Origin of the sequence: Klebsiella quasipneumoniae subsp. quasipneumoniae (genome assembly GCF_020525925.1) — a bacterium.
Taxonomy (GTDB): domain Bacteria; phylum Pseudomonadota; class Gammaproteobacteria; order Enterobacterales; family Enterobacteriaceae; genus Klebsiella; species Klebsiella quasipneumoniae.
This window is the reverse complement of the sequence record NZ_CP084876.1, coordinates 2122732-2139944: the sequence shown is the minus strand read 5'-3', so window position 1 is coordinate 2139944 and position 17213 is coordinate 2122732. Positions and strand designations below refer to the sequence as shown.

Genomic DNA, 17213 nt, shown 5'->3' with positions numbered 1-17213 from the left:
CTCATCTCACTTTAAGTAAATCGGCAAATCTTGTCGTATATCGAGGCGAGAGCATTTCTCGCTTCATCTGCCAGGCAGCCTGGATCCCCTGTTCTGCAAAATACAGCGTTCCCCTTCCGTCCTTTGCGTTGAGTTGGGCGAGAACTTTCATCAGTTTCTCGCTGTTCCTCCGTGGAGCGTTATCATCGAAGAGGTTAAGTTGCGCTACGCCCTGGCTGTAGAATTCCCCAAGCATAACGCCTGCTTTCTGATAGCGATGCCCGTCTCGCCAGACTGCATCGAGGCATTTCGTCGCCGCGGTAATTATGTCCCGGCTATCCATATCGCATGCGCTATCGATTAATCCTGAAGCTTTTCATTCACCGTTGCCATTTGCACCACCCGGGTTACTCAGTCCGCCGGCCAGCGCGACTTGCTGATTTCGCAGCTCGTCGATTACCTCTTCGGGCTTCGCATCTGGTGACGGCGTCACTAAGCGGCCATGCGCGCTGAACAGGCGCTGGCCTGCGGAATGAGAAAGCGTGAGAAGAAAGCGTCAAGGCGCGACGCTTTCGGCAGGGGCGGTCGCGGCCTGGCGGAGACGTGGCCGCGATCGGGGGGGATGTAAACCGCGATGAAACGGGTAGTCAGGAAGGCTATCGGTTGGCTAGGTCCCTTTTCTCACCAGGCGGGCGGCCTGGACAAAGACCTCATCCTCCACCCCATCTCCCTTCTGTCTGCCCAGCCGCACCAGCTCATCCACGATGCTCCCCTGATTAATCTGCTTTTGGGTCGCCACTAAGCTAATGACCGCCGCGCCGATAGCCATGCCAATCAATGCCGTTTGTTCATCTTTATCTTTCATGGTGTCGCTCCGTCTGTCCTCATCAGAAAGGCTAGCAAAAGATAGCCACTGCTCCATTTCAAATTCACTTTCTTTACGCATGCTGGAAAAGTCAGGCGCCGAGTTGACCTCGCTTCCTTGCTATGGCGATAGCGCATAACGCTGTCGCACCACGTCGGGTCTTTTATTTGGCCGAATTCACGCTTCGCGGAAATAAATAAAAATAACGCGCGTGCCTGAGGCAAAAAAAAGAAATAACCCTTTAAGCGACGAATCCAGATTATTCCATTAGGGAATGGCTGAGATGCTAATATTTCATTTCCCCAACGATTTTAAGAAGCCTATAGTTTTTTTGCCTGCAGAACATCCACTTAGGTTAAAAGACATAAGGATATAATTATGATTGTTTCAGCCCCCAGCGATTATCGCGAAGCCGCTCGTCGCCGTCTGCCCCGTTTCCTTTTTGACTATATTGACGGTGGCGCGGTGGCGGAAAATACCATGAACGCCAATGCCGCCGAGCTCGCCTCGGTCGCCCTTCGCCAGCGCGTGCTGTGCGGGGCGGGTGAACCGACGCTGGCCACCACCATCCTTGATGCCCCATGGGCGATGCCCGTGGCGCTGGGGCCGGTCGGCGCCACCGGCATGTATGCCCGCCGCGGCGAAGTCCAGGCGGCCCGCGCCGCCTCCCGCGCCGGGATCCCTTACACGCTGTCCACCGTGTCGGTCTGCTCCATTGAGGAGGTGGCGAGCCACGCCAGTGGCGCGCTCTGGTCCCAGCTGTACGTCCTGAAAGATCGCGGCTACATGCGTAACGCGCTGGAGCGCGCCTGGGCCGCCGGCATGAAAACCCTGGTATTCACTGTCGATATGCCGATCCCCGGCTCACGGTATCGGGACAACCGCTCAGGAATGTCCGGGCCGCACGCCACCTTGCGACAGTATCTTCAGGCCTGCACCCACCCGCGCTGGGCAATGAACGTCGGCCTGGCGGGCAGGCCTCTGTCGTTCGGTAATATCGAAGCCTATACCGGCCACAAAATGACCATGGACGACTATATGGGGTTCATCAGCAACAACTTCGACCCGTCCATCGCCTGGCACGATCTGGAGTGGATCCGCGACAGCTGGCCAGGAAAGCTGATCATCAAAGGGATCCTTGATGCCGAGGATGCGCGCAATGCCGTGCGGCTGGGCGCCGACGGCATTGTGGTCTCCAATCACGGCGGCAGACAGCTCGATGGCGCCATCCCCACCGCCCGGGCGCTGCCGCGGGTGGCGGAGGCGGTCGGCGACGATCTGACGGTCCTTGCCGACTCCGGAGTGCGCTCCGGCGTGGACGTTATTCGCCTGCTCGCCCTCGGCGCGAAGGGGGTCCTGCTTGGTCGGGCCTATATTTATGCCCTGGCCGCCGCGGGCGAAGCGGGCGTGGCGCACCTGCTGCGCTTATTTGCCGAGGATATGAAGGTCACCATGACCCTCACCGGCGCCACCTCCCCCTCGGCCATCAGCCTCGATTGCCTCGACCGGCTGGAAAAAGATCACCAGCGCAGCCGTGCGGTCCCGGTATCCTTATCTGCCTGACGCAGCCCGGGGCCGGGCGTGACCGCGTGCCTTGGCCCGGCAACCGAAATTACCCCTGCGGGTCCAGCGCCGGCCGTTGCGCTGCGTCAGCCGGGCGCTCCGGGCGGATGCGGAACCAGATCGCATACATGGCCGGCAGGAAGATAAGGGTCATGATGGTTCCCCCCAGCGTCCCGCCAATCAGCGTATAGGCGAGCGTCCCCCAGAAAACCGAATGCGTCAGCGGAATGAACGCCAGGATCGCCGCCAGCGCGGTCAGCAGAACCGGGCGGGCTCGCTGCACCGTCGCCTCCACCACCGCGTGGAACGGATCGAGCCCCGCCTGCTGGTTATGGTGGATTTGACCAATCAGGATCAGCGTATTTCGCATCAGGATCCCCGACAGGGCGATCAGGCCCACAAGGGCATTGATGCCAAACGGCTGATTGAACAGCAGCAGCGTCGGCACCACGCCAATCAGCCCCAGCGGGGCGGTCAGGAAGACCATGACCATCGCCGACAGGGAGCGCACCTGCAGGATAATGATCAGCAGCGTGAGGGCGATCATGATCGGAAATAACGGCACCATCGCCCGGGTGGCTTTGCCGGACTCCTCGATTGACCCCGCCGTCTCGATGCGATACCCCGGCGGCAGGGAGTCGATAATGGGCTGCAGCGACGTCATCAGCGCGGTGGAGACATCCGGCGGCTGCAGGTTATCCGCGACATCGCCCCGGACGGTAATGGTCGGCGTGCGGTCGCGACGACGGAGCAGGGGTTCTTCCATCCTGATCTCGACTTCACCGATCTGCGACAAGGGAACTCGCTGCCCGTCGCTGCCCACCAGGGTGAAATCGGCGATTTTCGCCGGATCCAGACGGATATCCCCCGCCGCGCGGCCGATGACCTGCACGGCGCGAATATCTTCCCGGACGGTGGTGATGGGGATCCCTGACAGCAAGAACTGCAGCTGCCGGGCGACGGCCTGGGAGCTGAGCCCACTCGCCTGCAGCCGGTCCTGATTGAGGCTGAAATGCATCACCGGCACGCGCGAACCCCAGTCGCTATTGACGGTGCGCATCAGCGGACTGGCCTGCAGCACCGATTTCACCCGATCGGCGATGTCGCGCAGGGTGTGCGGATCGGGCCCCATCACCCGCCAGGCGACCGGATACGGCGAATAAGGACCAAAAACCAGCTGCGTGACGCGCACCCGCGCCTGCGGCGCCAGGCCATTGGCCACCGCCTCCCGCAGCCGCAGCTTAAGCGCCTCGCGAGAGGCCGGGCCGTCGGTCAATACCACCAGTTTGGCAAAGGAGGGGTCCGGCAACTCCGGGGCCATCGCCAGGTAAAAGCGCGGCGCGCCCTGGCCGATATAGCTGGTGACAATCTTCGCTTCCGGCTGCTGCTGCAGCCAGCGCTCAATATTCGCCGTCGCGGCGCTGGTCTGAATAATCGACGACCCGTAAGGCATCTGCACCTCAACCAGCACTTCCGGGCGATCGGAGGTGGGGAAAAACTGCTTTTTCACCACGCTCATTCCCAGTAACGCCACCATAAACAGCACCACCACCCCGGCGGCCACGCGCCATTTGCGGGCGATAACCCGGGTCAGCAGCCGGCGAAAGCGCTGATAGCGTGGGGTGTCATACAGCGCGGCGTGGCCCGCCGCCGCGGATTTCCTCTCCGGCAGCAGGTGCACGCCCAGCCAGGGGGTAAAGATCACCGCCACAATCCAGGAGGCAATCAGCGCGATACCGACGATCCAGAACACATTGCTGGCATACTCCCCGGCGGTGGATTGCGCAAACCCGTTGGGCATAAAGCCCACCGCCGTCACCAGGGTGCCGGCCAGCATCGGCGCCGCGGTATGGCTCCAGGCATAAGCCGAGGCTTTGAGGCGGTCATACCCCTCCTCCATTTTGACCACCATCATTTCGATGGCGATAATGGCATCATCCACCAGCAGCCCCAGGGCGAGGATCAGCGACCCGAGGGTGATGCGGTCGAAGTTTTTGCCGGTAGCCGCCATCACCACAAACACTACGGCCAGGGTGAGCGGCACCGCCGCCGCGACCACCACCCCCACGCGCCATCCCATGCTGACAAAGCACACCGTCATCACCACCAGCAGGGCGACAAAGAATTTGATCATGAACTCATCGACCGCGGCGCTGATATTCACCGACTGATCGGTCACTTTCGTCAACGACATGCCGAGCGGCAGGCTCTGATTGATGCTGGCCGTTTCGGCGTCCAGCGCTTTCCCCAGCGCCAGGCCATTCCAGCCCTCGCGCATCACCACGCCAAGCAGCAGCGCCGGTTCGCCCTGATTGCGGATCAGGAAGGTGGCGGGATCTTCATACCCCCGCTCAACCGTGGCGACATCGGCGAGCTTCAGCGTTCTGCCCCCGGCAATTATCGGCGTGTCGCGGATCTGCTGCAGGCGGTCGAACGCCCCGTCGAGGCGGATAAAGATCTGCCCGCCGCGGGTCTCGATAGCCCCGGCCGCGGTCAGCACATTCTGATTGTTCAGCGCGGCAAAAATCGCCTCCGGCGAGAGCCCCAGGGTGGCGAGACGGCCATGAGAAAACGAGAGATAAATGCGCTCCGCCTGTTCGCCGAGAATATTCACTTTTTTCACCCCGGGAACATGCAGCAGCTGCTGGCGCAGGGTTTCGGCGTCACGCACCAGCTGCCGGGGCGGCTCTCCCCGCGCTTTCAGCGCAAAAAGGGCAAAGGTGACATCGGCGAATTCGTCATTCATCATCGGACCGGAGACGCCGGCAGGCAGGTTTTTCGCCTCATCGCCCAGCTTCTTGCGCGCCTGATAAAACTGCTCCGGCACCTCGGAAGGTGGGGTCTGATCCTGCAGCGATAAGGTGATCAACGCCATCCCGGGGCGGGTATAGGTCTCGGTGCGATCGTACCACTTCAGCTCCTGGAGCCGTTTCTCCAGCGGCTCGGCGACCTGATCCTGCATCTCCTGCGCGGTGGCGCCCGGCCAGACGGCGATGACCGTCATTTGCTTGACAGTGAAGGGCGGATCTTCCGCCCGCCCGAGCCCGAAGAAGGCCACCAGCCCGGCGACCGAAATAAGGATAATCAAAAACAGGGTCACCGACCGCTCGCGGACGGCCAGCGCGGAGAGATTAAAACGTCCGTCGCTCATGGCTGGCTCCCGGCGGCAGTATGCTCGCGTCGTTCCGCCAGCCGCACCGCCTCGCCCTGGTGCAGAAGATGGGCGCCCAGAGCGACGATCGGCTCCCCGGGCTTCAGCGGACCGGTCACTCGCGCCGTTTCATCATTCAGGCCGACCACCGTCACCGGTTGCCAGGAGACGGTGGCCGGGCGGGAGGCAACGCGCCAGACGCCAGGGCCGTTGCCCGGATCGTAGACTGACGCCAGGGGCACCTCCAGCACCTCGCCTGGCCCCTGGTCGTTGCCGATGCGCAGGGTTACGGTAGACCCCAGCGGGGCGTTCGCCAGCGCGCCGTTCAGCACATAGCGCGCTTCAAAGGTGCGGGTGGCGGCGTCAGCTGCGTCCGAAAGCAGGCGCATGGTTGCGGTGACCGGCTGAGATTCGCTGCCATAGCGTGTCGCCAGCGCCTCGCTGCCGACCGCCGGGCGCAGCGTCTCCGGAAGCTGCACCCGCGCTTCGCGCTGCCCCGCTCGCGCCAGGCGGATCACCACCTGCCCGGCGCTGACCACCTGCCCCGGCTCGGCGAGCGTTTCCACCACCACGCCGTCAGCATCCGCCAGCAGTCCGGCATAGCCGGTGGCGTTTTGCGCCACGTTTGCCTGCGCCTGGGCCGCGCTGAGGTCGGCTCTCGCCGCCTCTGCCGCCGCGTTGATCTGATCGAACTCCGCCGCCGAGACGGCGCCGCTGGCCACCAGGCCGCGATAGCGGGCAAGATCGTTAGCCGCCTTTTTGGCTCGTGCCCGCGCGGCGTCGACCGCCCGCTGTTGGGACTGCGCCTGCAGGGCAAGATCAGCCGGATCCAGGCGCAACAGCAGTTGACCGCGCCGGACGCTCTGCCCGGTCTCTACCAGCCGTTCAAGGACTTTTCCCGCCACCCTGAAGCCGAGGTCGCTTTGGGTACGAGCCACCACCACGCCGGTAAAGACTCGCGAGCTGGCCTCCGCGCGCTCGACGGTGGCCACCCGCACCAGCGGCGGCCGCGTGCGGGGATCGTCATGGTCGGCAGGTTCGCCGCAGCCCGTGAGGGCCAACGGCAGGAGGCAGACGGCAAAATGGACGGCGTTGAGCCTGAGCATGGGTCACCTTAATGAAAAGACCGGTTGGTGAGCGCATTCTCAGACGAGTGACCAATAAAGTCAATAGTCACTAATCAGGGGGAGAGACTTCTCAGGATGAGGGAGGCAAGCAGCACCGCCGCGGTAGGCGCGGTGTCGAGATTGTATTGCAGCTGCACCGGGTTGATGAAAGGACACATCACCATATAGACCGCCAGGGTCGCCTCATCCAGCGGAGTTTTGCGCTCGAACTCGCCCGCCTGGCGGCCTTCGACAAGAATTTGACCAATCAGCTGCTGCAGATGACCGGCATACTGCTCCGTTGAGGGCCATTTATCGCGCGCCGCGACGGCGGCGATGTCGTACAGTTTGCGATCCTCGAAAAACAGTTCACTGCCGGCCTCGGTCAGCGCCCGGAAGAGGCGGCGCAGCTTTTCGCTGGCGGAGGGGGCATCGGCGATGGCCTCGCTGACCGCCACCATGATCTTCTCCAGCCGGCTGGCGCAGATTGCCTCGCCAATCGCCTGCTTGGAGTCGAAAAACTTGTAGATATAGGCTTTGGAAAAGCCTATTGCTTTGGCGAGATCGGTGACCGTGGTCTTTTCATAGCCATAGCGACTAAAGTGCGCCATGGCCGCGTCAAGAATCTGGTCGCGAACGCTGTGGTCAAGGGGACCACGGCTTGCTGGGGTGGGGGTATTTTTCGTCATTTGTTTAGCTTAATGCGATCGCTATCGTTTGACAACGAGTGACGTTTTTATGATTTGGTCACAATAACGCCCCGCTCTGATCCTCTCTCTCGCCGCGTTACGCCTCACGCGCCTCATTATTTATCGCGCCGGCGGGCAGACAGCCCAGGCCTTGCAGCGTCATATGTACGGCACGATCGAGCGGGGTATGCGGCTCCGCGCCTAAAAAGGCCACCAGCTTATCGTTGCGCAGGCGTACCGGCAGACGCCAGAGATAGTGCATCTCGACCATTTCGCGCAGGGTGGCGTTGAAGGGCGCCGCCAGCTTCACCAGCCACCAGGGAAAGGACTTCACTACCGCTCTGCCGCCATAGTGGGCGACCACCCGCTGGATCGCCTGGCTCATTTCGCTGCCGTCCGGGTCCCAGTGGCCCTGCATATGGAAGCGGGCAAACGGCTCAAGCTCATGCCTGCGGGCCAGCAGCGCGGCGATGGTGGCGGCGACGTCGGGCAGCCAGGCCCACTGGTGCCCCACGCCGATCGCCCCCGGGCGGCGAATGACGCCGGGAAGCTGACCGGGCCTGATCAGCCCCTGGGAAAACCAGCTATTCCCGGCGCGCGGACCAAAAAAATCCCCCGCCCGGACAATCAACGCCCGGCCGCCGCGCTGCACATAATCCTCCAGCGCCTGCTCCATCTCCACCCGGATAGCGCCTTTGCGGGTCACCGGCTGTTGTGCGGCCTCTTCCGCAATCAGCGGAAAGGCATCCGGTCCATAGTTATAGACCGTGCCGGGCAGGACAACTAACGCCCGCTGCTGTTCGGCGGCCTGCAGGGTGTTGCGCAGCATAGGCAGTACCTGTTTCCGCCAGTGCCGGTATCCCGGCGGATTGACCGCATGGACGATCACGTCGCAACCGGCAGCAGCCGCCGCCACCTGCCCGGCATCCAGCGCGTCGCCGGCTATCCACTGCATCCCCTCTTCGCGGCTGCGCACCTGGGCGCCGCGCTTCAGCGCCCGAACCTGCCAGTTGTCCGCCGCCAGCCGGCGGGCCACTTCCCCGCCTATGCCCCCGCTTGCTCCCAGAATAAGGACCTTGCCGCTGCTGTTCATCGTCTTTCCCCGTTCGCTAATGGATGCTTGACAGCCTACCTGCGGCTCATATCAAATGAAATTGCATATCATCATCGAGCGGCTATACATTTTTGTATGAATACCTCTATTCCCTGGGAGTGGTACCGAACCTTTCTCGCCGTCCTGCAGGAAGGCTCTTTATCGGGCGCATCGCGCACTTTGAACATCACCCAGCCGACGGCGGGACGCCATATCGCCGGGCTGGAAGCCGCCCTCGGCCAGGCCTTATTTACCCGTTCGCAGACCGGCCTGCTGGCGACCGACGCGGCGCTGGCGCTGCGGGTGCACGCCGAGGCGATGGCCAACACCGCCCGGGCGCTGGCACGCACGGCGGCCAACTTTAGTCGCGACAGAACCGATCTGCGTGGCGTGGTGCGCGTGGCCGCCAGCGAGGTGGTCGGCGCCGAGGTGCTGCCGCCGCTGATTGCCCGGCTCAGGCAGGCGTGCCCGAATATCGTCATCGAACTGATGCTCTCCAATCGGTTTCAGGATCTGCTTCACCGGGAGGCGGATATCGCGGTGCGGATGGTCGCTCCGCAGCAGGAGCAGCTTATCGCGCGGCGTCTCGGCAGGATCGAGCTCGGGCTGCATGCCGCCGATGCCTATCTGACCCGCCGGGGTCGGCCCGCTACGCCTGAGGAGCTTGACGGTCACGCGCTGATTGGTTTCGACAGCGCCACGCCCCTCGTTCGCCGGGCGCTTGAGCGCTACCCCCGTTTCCAGCGCGAGGCCTTCGCGATGCGCACCGATAGCGACCTCGCCCAGCTGAGCCTGATCCGCGCCGGGGCGGGGATCGGCATCTGCCAGGCGCCCCTTGCCGACGGCATCATTCCCCTGCGGCGAGTGCTGGCGGCCGACTTTTCTCTGTATCTCGAGACCTGGCTGGTGATGCATGAGGACCTGCGCCATAGCCCCGCCTGTAAGCGAGTATTTGATTTCCTCGCCGAGGGGTTGCAGGCGTATATTCGCGGCCCACTGGCGCGCTGAGCCACCCGCCTCGCGGGTAACTCCTTCCCTGCTGAAATAGTCACTCATTGACACTGTAAATACGGCATTGTATAAAACCCCGCCTCAATAATGAGTTTCATTTGCATTACTTCCATTTGCTGGTCATCCACTCGCCTGTTTACAAGGATAGCGTTTAATGAAGAAGGTCCTCTGCGCGTTAGGCTTGATGTTCACCGCCGTCAGTTCCGCGCTGGCAACAACCTACCCCCTGACGATTGAAAACTGTGGCTATCAGGAGACCTTCACCCGGCCGCCGGAGCGCGTGGTCGCGCTGGGGCAAAATACGGTCGAAATCCTGCTGCTGCTTGGGCTGCAAAAGCAGGTGGTGGCCAGCGCCTTCTGGCCGACCAGGGTATTACCGCAGCTGGCTGAGCAAAACGCGAAGATTAAAACCCTGACGGTGGAAATCCCGAGCCTGGAATCCGTACTGGCGCAAAATCCCGATTTCGTTCCCGCCCAGTTGCCGCTGCTGCTGGGGCCAGAAAGCAAAGTCGCCAAGCGTGAAGATCTCGCGACCGTCGGCGTGAACAGCTACGTGTCGCCGGGGATGTGCGCCACCCAAAAGGCTACCGGCGATATGTACGGCAGCCGGCAGAAGCTGTGGGACATGACCTGGCTGTATCAGGAAATTAGCGATTTTGCCCGCATTTTCAACGTGGAAGATCGTGGCCAGGCGCTGATCGCCGATTTCAAAAAACGTGAAGCCGACCTGCGTCAGGAGTTCGGTAAAAGCAAAAAAGATCTCTCCTTCGTCTTCTGGTTCTCCAGCGCCTCGCCGTCGGCCGATGCCTATGTCGGCGGCAAAAACAGCGCCTCCGGCTTTATCGCCAGCGTGCTGGGCGGACATAACGCCATTACCGCCGAGACCGAATGGCCCACGGTGAGCTGGGAGAGCATCATTGCCGCCAACCCGGACGTGATCGTGGTCTCAAGCCTGGATCGTAACCGCTGGGCGCTGGATAAGGCCGAGGAGAAGATCAAATTCCTCAAAAGCGATCCCGCCGTCAGCCAGCTGGAGGCAGTGAAAAAAGGCCATATCGTGGTGATGGACGGCCAGGCGATGAATCCGACCATCCGCACCCTCTACGGCGCGGAACAGGTGGGCGAACAGCTGAGAAAAATGGGGCTTAACTGATGAGCGTCGCAGTGCTTCAGACGCGCCGCAGCATGCTGCTCACCGGCTGGTGCGTCGTGGCAGTGTTCGCGCTGGCGCTGGTGATAGCGGTAGGCGTCAGCGTTGGCGAACTGCCCATCCCGCTGCACAACGTCTTTTACGCTATCAGCAATAAAACCGGCTTAACCGCGGTGCCTCTCAATCGTATCTACGAGAGCGTCATCTGGGACTTCCGCCTCAGCCGCGCCCTGGTCGCCGCCTGCTGCGGCGCCGGCCTGGCTATCTGCGGCGCCGTGCTGCAAAGCCTCCTGAAGAACGCCCTCGCGGAGCCCTACGTCCTCGGCGTCTCCGCCGGGGCCTCCACCGGCGCGGTATCAATCGTGGTGCTGGGCCTTGGCGCCGGGGCGATCTCCCTCTCCGCCGGGGCGTTTGCCGGAGCCTTCGCCGCCTTCGCCTTTGTCGCCTTTCTGACCAACGGCGCGCGCGGCGGCAATGAGCGCACCATCCTGGCGGGCGTCGCCGCCTCGCAGTTATTTAACGCTCTCACGGCCTACACCATCAGCACCTCCGCCAGCGCGCAGCAGGCGCGCGATGTGATGTTCTGGCTGCTGGGCAGCTTCAGCGGCGTCCGCTGGCCCGAATTCCAGCTGGTCCTGGTGGTGGTTCTCGCGGGCCTGGCGGTCTGCCTGTGGTATGCCCGGGCGCTGGACGCGTTCACCTTCGGCGACGATGCCGCCGCTTCGCTGGGCATTGCCGTGCCGCGCGTGCGCCTGATCCTCTTCACTACTGCGGCGGTGATCACCGCCACCATCGTCAGCATGGCCGGCTCGATCGGCTTTGTCGGCCTGGTGGTGCCCCACGTGATGCGCTTCTTCTTTGGCCCGTTGCACCGGACGTTGCTGATCGCCAGCGCGCTGGCGGGGGCGATCCTGATGGTGCTGGCGGACATTGCCTCGCGCCTGCTGATTGCCCCGCAAAGTCTGCCGGTCGGGGTGGTGACCGCTCTGGTTGGGGTGCCTTTCTTCGCCGTGATTATCTACCGCTCAAGGAATAAGTGATGAGTATTTGCGCTGAAAATATCACCTGGAAGGCAGGCAAAAAGGTCATCGTCAACACGGTCTCGCTGCGGGTGTCGCGCGGCGAAACGGTGGGACTGCTGGGGCCCAACGGCTGCGGCAAATCCTCGCTGCTGCGGGTTCTGGCGGGCCTGCGCCGCCCGGATGCGGGTCGCGTCACCCTCGACGGCCAGGACATCGCCAGGATGGCGAAAAAGCAGCTCGCCCGCCGGGTGGCGTTCGTCGAGCAACACGGCATGACCGAGGCCAATATGCGGGTGCGCGACGTCGTGCGCCTGGGGCGTATTCCGCATCACTCGCCGTTCTCAAACTGGAGCGCTCAGGATGACGAGGCGGTCACCGCCGCGCTGCAGCGGGTGGCGATGCTGGAGAAAAGCGACCAGGGATGGCTGAGCCTCTCCGGCGGCGAGCGGCAGCGGGTGCATATCGCCCGCGCCCTGGCGCAGAACCCGAGCGAGATCCTGCTGGATGAACCCACCAACCATCTGGATATTCACCATCAAATGCAGCTGATGCAGTTGATCAGCGAGCTGCCGGTGACCAGCATTGTGGCCATTCACGATCTTAATCATGCCGCGATGTTCTGCGATTCGCTGATCGTGATGCAGCAGGGGCAGATCCTCGCCAGCGGGACGCCGGAGGAGATTTTGTCCGAAGCGCTGCTGTGGGACGTTTTCCGGGTGAAAACCAAAATCGAGATCTCCCCGTACCACGGTAAAAAGCACATTCATTTCATCGTTTAGGTTTGGCGTATATGCCTCTCTTCTCCCTGCGCCCTGCGGCGACCCTCTGGCCTCCCGTTTTACTGGGAAGCCAGTTCGTTTTTAATATTGGCTTTTATGCGGTCGTCCCTTTCCTTGCCCTCTTCCTGCGCGACGAGATGCTGCTCTCCGGCGGGCTTATCGGCCTGATCCTCGGGCTGCGCACCTTCTCCCAGCAGGGCATGTTTATCATCGGCGGGACGCTGGCCGACCGCTATGGCGCTAAGGCGATCATCCTCGCCGGCTGCGTGGTTCGCGTCGCCGGCTATCTGCTGCTGGCGTGCGGCACAACGCTGGAGTCTATTATCCTCGGCGCCTGCCTGACCGGCGTCGGCGGAGCGCTGTTTTCCCCGTCGATCGAGGCCCTGCTGGCGCGGACCGGTACCCACAGCCAGGCCAACGGAAAACGCAGCCGCGCCGAGTGGTTTGCGCTGTTTGCAGTGTGCGGTGAACTGGGGGCGGTTATCGGCCCGGTGGCCGGAGGGCTGCTGAGCGGGATCGGCTTTCGGCATATCGCCCTCGCCGGCGCGGGGCTATTTCTTCTGGCGCTGCTGGTGCTCTTTTTCTGTCTGCCCGCCGACGGGCAGCGGACACAAACGCGCAGCCGGGTGCCGTGGTGGACACCTTTGCGTCAGCCGCGCTTTGTCGCGTTTATTATCGCCTACAGCTCATGGCTGTTGAGCTATAACCAGCTTTACCTCGCCCTGCCGGTGGAGATCCAACGCGCCGGCGGCCGTGAGCAGGATCTGGCGCCGCTTTTTATGCTGGCCTCGCTATTGATTATTACCCTGCAGCTTCCTCTCGCCCGTTTCGCCCGACGTATTGGCGCCGTGCGCATTCTGCCGGTGGGCTTTCTGCTGCTGTCGGCTTCTTTTGTCAGCGTGGCGTTATTCGCCGCCTCGTCGCCCGCCGAAGGCTGGCTGCGATTATTGCCGTCGGCCTGCTTTGTCACGCTGCTCACCCTCGGCCAGATGCTGCTGGTGCCCTCAGCCAAGGATCTGATCCCGCTGTTCGCCGAGGAGTCGACGCTGGGCGCCCACTACGGGGCGCTCGCCACGGCGGGGGGTTGCGCGGTGTTAGCCGGGAATTTGCTGCTCGGCCCTATGCTGGACCAGGCGCTCACCCCCTCGCCGCAGGCGGTCTATCCCTGGCTTCTGCTGGCGCTGTTTCCGTTGTGCAGCGCCGTGGCCCTGCGGGCGATCTGCCGCCCACTGGCGGCAACCTGACGCTGTGCGGGCAACGGCCCGCTCAGGAAGTTAACCGGGAGAAGCGCACGGAGGCCAGCCCGCCTTATTGTGCCGCCAGCTCGCGGCGAACGATCTCGGCGCCGGCGCTTAAGGCGTGAAGTTTGCCGGTCGCAACCTGGCGCGGCAGCGGCGCCATACCGCAGTTGGTGGACGGATAGAGCTTGTCGGCATCGACGAACGCCAGCGCCTTGCGCAGGGTAGCGGCCACCTCTTCCGGGGTTTCGATAGCATGGCTGGCCACATCGATGGCTCCGACCATCACCTTTTTACCGCGGATCAGTTCCAGCAGATCCATCGGCACCCGCGAGTTGTGGCACTCGAGAGAGATAATATCGAGGGACGATTTCTGCAGCTGTGGGAAGGCCTCCTCATACTGACGCCACTCGGAGCCCAACGTTTTTTTCCAGTCGGTATTGGCCTTGATGCCGTAGCCGTAGCAGATATGCACCGCCGTCTCGCACTTCAGCCCTTCGGTGGCTCGTTCCAGCGCGGCGATCCCCCAGTCGTTCACCTCATCGAAGAAGACGTTGAAGGCCGGCTCATCGAACTGAATAATATCGACCCCGGCGGCCTCTAACTCTTTCGCTTCCTGATTGAGGATTTTGGCGAACTCCCAGGCCAGCTTTTCCCGGCTTTTATAGTGGTTGTCATACAGCGTGTCGATCATGGTCATTGGGCCCGGCAGCGCCCATTTAATCGGCTGACTGGTGAGCTGACGCAGATAGCGCGCGTCCTCAACGAAGACCGGTTTCTGGCGCTCCACGGCGCCCACTACGGTTGGAACACTGGCCTCATAGCGGTTACGAATTTTCACGATCTCGCGTTTGGCAAAATCAACGCCGCTGAGGTGCTCAATAAAGGTGGTGACAAAGTGCTGCCGCGTTTGCTCGCCGTCGCTGACAATATCGATCCCGGCCCGCAGCTGGTCGTCGAGGGACAAACGCAGGGCGTCGCGCTTGCCGGCCAGTAATTCTTCGCTGGACAGTTTCCAGGGCGACCACAGGGTCTCTGGCTGCGCCAGCCAGGAAGGTTTCGGTAAACTGCCGGCGGTCGATGTCGGAAGCCATGTTTTCATAATCAGTAGCCTTTTATTTTGGTTTAGCAAAGCGCGAAGTTAGCAGACCATTGCTCAAGCAACGTCTTGTGCGGGTTGATAAAATGTTGTTGTGTAAATTTACCCTGCTCTATCGCCAACAGGCTGCGCTCTTCCCGGTCATAAACAATTTTGGTGACGGAATGATCCAGGTGATTGAGATTGGGCTGATAGTATTGCCCCGCCGCAGAATTCGCGTTGTAGATCTCCGGTCGGTATATTTTCTGAAACGTCTCCATCGTGCTGATGGTCGCGATCAGCTCCAGGCTGGTGTAATCGCTGAGCAGATCGCCGGAAAAATAGAAGGCCAACGGCGCGACGCTATGTTTGGGCATAAAATAGCGCACCTGCAGCCCCATTTTGCTGAAATAGCGCTCGGTCAGCGAGACGCCTTCCTGGGCATATTCAATGCCGAGGACCGGATGTTCGTTGCCAGTGCGACGGTAAACATCTTTGCTGGATACGCTCAGGCAAATCACCGGCGCCTTGCTGAAGCTGGTCTTATAGGCGCTGGACTGCACGAAATCCTTAAAGATATTGCCGTGCAGCTCGCCAAAATTTTCGGGCACGCTGAAGCGGTTCTGGTCTTTATTATGCTCCAGCAGCAGCACGCTAAAATCATAATCCCGCACATACGAAGAGAAGTTATTGCCGACGATACCGGCATGGCGCTCACCGGTTTTTTTATCGACAATATGCGTTTGCAGGATCTCTATCACCGGAAAACTGGCGGCATCCTGAGCAATATTCATCTCGACAGAAATAATATCCAGTTCCACCGCATAGCGATCGTTGTAGGGATTATCCCAGTGCGCCAGGGTATTAAACCGGTTATTCATCATGATTAACGTATTGCGCAGATTGTCCTGACGGCTCTCCCCTCTGGCCAAATTGGCAAAGTTGGTGGTAATACGCGTATTTTCCGCAGGGTTATAATTTTCATCAAACCGGCTGCGCTTAATCGTATAGGTAAATTCGTTATTCATGGCGATTGTCCATCCTGGTGTCGGGCATAAAGCGGAATAAGCGGAGTATTTTCCACAGGCGACGCAGAGTCAGACCTGGCGCGCTTCAACCGGTAAATGTTGTTGATTCGTTAATGGGTCTATTTTTGCCAGAGTCGGTGATGGAGGGAAAGCGACTTAAATTCATTGCAACATGAGCTATCCTCATGTTGCTCCGCTAAGCGCCAGGTGTACTCGAGGTATCGTCATGATGCCATGGTCAGGGGCGGCAGTTCAGGCCACGTCAGGCTAATAAACGTTTGTGGTGTGAATGTATGCCAGGGTACAATCTTTAACCACTATAATACGTGCTTAACATAGCCGTCGTACCCGTTTAGCTGGAGCTTTTGTCGTACAGAATGATTGTTGATATCAGTATTATGTCGATGTGCATGGCCGTGCTGCTGATTATGAGCGTACTGCTGAATTAAGAGGCTCCCGAACACAATGACACCCGCTCTCATCTGACCTTCACATTCGCGAGGAATAAAGGAGATTCAGAGGATTCGCGCCGCACGGGATTGTCCCGCCTGCCGCCGCCCTCTACTCTTTTGGTACTTGTTAATCGAGGAATACCAGATGAAAAAAGCTCTCCTTGCCCTGTTCGCTATCGCCGCCGTGGCCGCCGCCAGCGCGTTTGCCGCCGATAAAACCGACGCCCCGACGCCCATTGTCGACAACGGCGGTCGTCCTCCGCTGGAGATGGGTCATGGCCCCCAGCCGCCGTTCCCGCCACCGTTTCCGCCGCGCAAGCCGGTGCTGTTTTCAGCAACGGTCGCGACCGATACGCCGGCGGAAACCATTAACAAACTGACCGCCCTGATCCCCACCGGTCAGGCGAAGCACTACGAAGTTCACGTTGAGGTGGTGCCGGTTGCGGAGGATGCCGACGGGAAATAGCCCTGGCGTGGGCGCTCTGCCTGAGTCCTGCGATAATAAAAAAGCTGCCGCTTATCGCGGCAGCTTTTGTTAGCTTGAATAAAACAGAATGCTGAAAATTAGCTGCGCACTTTACGGTAGATAAACAGCACGACCAGCGCACCGATTACCGCCACCACGAAGCTGCCGAAATTAAACCCGTCGACTTTGCCAAAACCAAAGAAGGTACTGATCCAGCCGCCGACCACGGCGCCGATGATCCCCAGAATAATGGTTACAATAAACCCGCCGCCGTCTTTCCCCGGCATAATCCACTTGGCTAAAATACCGGCAATAAGTCCAAAAATGATCCAGGAAAGAATACCCATGGTTAACCGTCCTCTTGTTACCTTTAAGCATTTCGTATTGAAAAGAGTAGCATATATAACGAGATTGGATCGGTAATAATCTATTTATTAGATAATTTCTTGCCGCCGCGCGGTAGCGCTGCTGGCCTCATGTTTCGCGCTGGCGGCCCCGCCCCCGCTTATTCCCCTGAAAAAAGGGAGGCTATTCGCCTCCCGG

General features: G+C 61.0%; 15 protein-coding genes and 2 pseudogenes. 8 read left to right on the top strand and 9 right to left on the bottom strand.

The genetic code is table 11. The features are described from left to right. Position 1: 1 nt before the first annotated feature. A pseudogene (locus LGM20_RS10355) lies at positions 2-319 on the bottom strand (DUF4113 domain-containing protein); the annotation flags it as partial. Between the two features lie 327 nt (positions 320-646). Further along, positions 647-844: a hypothetical protein gene (locus LGM20_RS10350; protein ID WP_004203090.1), complete on the bottom strand. Its 198-nt coding sequence runs from the start codon at positions 842-844 to the stop codon at positions 647-649. Between LGM20_RS10350 and LGM20_RS10345 the strand changes: the two are divergent. Then, positions 843-932 (top strand): annotated as a pseudogene (locus LGM20_RS10345) (hypothetical protein); the annotation flags it as partial. The gene LGM20_RS10350 and the pseudogene LGM20_RS10345 sit on opposite strands and share 2 nt — an antisense overlap. A 290-nt stretch (positions 933-1222) precedes the next feature. Beyond that, positions 1223-2407, top strand: coding sequence for an FMN-dependent L-lactate dehydrogenase LldD (gene lldD / locus LGM20_RS10340; RefSeq protein ID WP_044523825.1), 1185 nt, complete (start codon positions 1223-1225; stop codon positions 2405-2407). Between the two features lie 49 nt (positions 2408-2456). Here lldD and LGM20_RS10335 read toward each other — a convergent pair whose 3' ends face one another. The 4 genes from LGM20_RS10335 to LGM20_RS10320 form a co-directional block, all read right to left on the bottom strand. Next, positions 2457-5558 (bottom strand): efflux RND transporter permease subunit, encoded by a 3102-nt coding sequence (locus tag LGM20_RS10335; RefSeq protein WP_044523827.1) that lies wholly within the window; start codon positions 5556-5558, stop codon positions 2457-2459. After that, positions 5555-6664, bottom strand: coding sequence for an efflux RND transporter periplasmic adaptor subunit (locus LGM20_RS10330; RefSeq protein WP_044523828.1), 1110 nt, complete (start codon positions 6662-6664; stop codon positions 5555-5557). Before LGM20_RS10330 ends, LGM20_RS10335 begins: the two co-directional genes overlap by 4 nt. Positions 6665-6738: 74 nt before the next feature. After that, on the bottom strand, positions 6739-7275 hold the full coding sequence (locus LGM20_RS10325) for a TetR/AcrR family transcriptional regulator (protein ID WP_004180363.1): 537 nt from the start codon (positions 7273-7275) through the stop codon (positions 6739-6741). A gap of 175 nt (positions 7276-7450) precedes the next feature. Continuing rightward, positions 7451-8446, bottom strand: a complete 996-nt coding sequence (locus LGM20_RS10320) for an NAD-dependent epimerase/dehydratase family protein (protein WP_044523830.1) — start codon at positions 8444-8446, stop codon at positions 7451-7453. Between the two features lie 96 nt (positions 8447-8542). Here LGM20_RS10320 and LGM20_RS10315 point away from each other — a divergent pair, with 96 nt between their 5' ends. The 5 genes from LGM20_RS10315 to eitD all read left to right on the top strand — a co-directional run bounded on the left by LGM20_RS10315 (position 8543) and on the right by eitD (position 13652). Beyond that, positions 8543-9454, top strand: a complete 912-nt coding sequence (locus LGM20_RS10315) for a LysR family transcriptional regulator (RefSeq protein WP_023290091.1) — start codon at positions 8543-8545, stop codon at positions 9452-9454. A gap of 157 nt (positions 9455-9611) precedes the next feature. Beyond that, on the top strand, positions 9612-10610 hold the full coding sequence (gene eitA, locus LGM20_RS10310; protein WP_044523833.1) for a siderophore ABC transporter substrate-binding protein EitA: 999 nt from the start codon (positions 9612-9614) through the stop codon (positions 10608-10610). Further along, positions 10610-11647 carry a FecCD family ABC transporter permease gene (locus LGM20_RS10305; protein WP_023290093.1) on the top strand — a complete coding sequence of 346 codons (1038 nt, stop codon included), beginning with the start codon at positions 10610-10612 and terminating at the stop codon, positions 11645-11647. Before eitA ends, LGM20_RS10305 begins: the two co-directional genes overlap by 1 nt. Continuing rightward, positions 11647-12408 carry a siderophore ABC transporter ATP-binding protein EitC gene (eitC, locus tag LGM20_RS10300; protein ID WP_023290094.1) on the top strand — a complete coding sequence of 254 codons (762 nt, stop codon included), beginning with the start codon at positions 11647-11649 and terminating at the stop codon, positions 12406-12408. Before LGM20_RS10305 ends, eitC begins: the two co-directional genes overlap by 1 nt. An 11-nt stretch (positions 12409-12419) precedes the next feature. Further along, on the top strand, positions 12420-13652 hold the full coding sequence (gene eitD / locus LGM20_RS10295; RefSeq protein ID WP_044524068.1) for an MFS transporter EitD: 1233 nt from the start codon (positions 12420-12422) through the stop codon (positions 13650-13652). A 64-nt stretch (positions 13653-13716) separates the two neighbouring features. On the opposite strand, the gene LGM20_RS10290 is transcribed toward eitD, so the two are convergent. After that, the gene (locus LGM20_RS10290; protein WP_023290096.1) at positions 13717-14748 is read right to left on the bottom strand and encodes a methionine synthase; all 1032 of its coding nucleotides are present in this window, start codon (positions 14746-14748) and stop codon (positions 13717-13719) included. A gap of 23 nt (positions 14749-14771) precedes the next feature. Continuing rightward, positions 14772-15752 (bottom strand): DUF1852 domain-containing protein, encoded by a 981-nt coding sequence (locus tag LGM20_RS10285; protein WP_032453251.1) that lies wholly within the window; start codon positions 15750-15752, stop codon positions 14772-14774. A gap of 597 nt (positions 15753-16349) precedes the next feature. On the opposite strand from LGM20_RS10285, the gene LGM20_RS10280 reads away from it, so the two are divergent. Then, entirely contained in the window at positions 16350-16670 is a 321-nt protein-coding gene (locus tag LGM20_RS10280; RefSeq protein ID WP_023290098.1) for a hypothetical protein, read from the top strand. A gap of 98 nt (positions 16671-16768) precedes the next feature. On the opposite strand, the gene LGM20_RS10275 is transcribed toward LGM20_RS10280, so the two are convergent. After that, positions 16769-17017 (bottom strand): GlsB/YeaQ/YmgE family stress response membrane protein, encoded by a 249-nt coding sequence (locus LGM20_RS10275; protein WP_004203110.1) that lies wholly within the window; start codon positions 17015-17017, stop codon positions 16769-16771. Between the last annotated feature and the right edge of the window lie 196 nt (positions 17018-17213).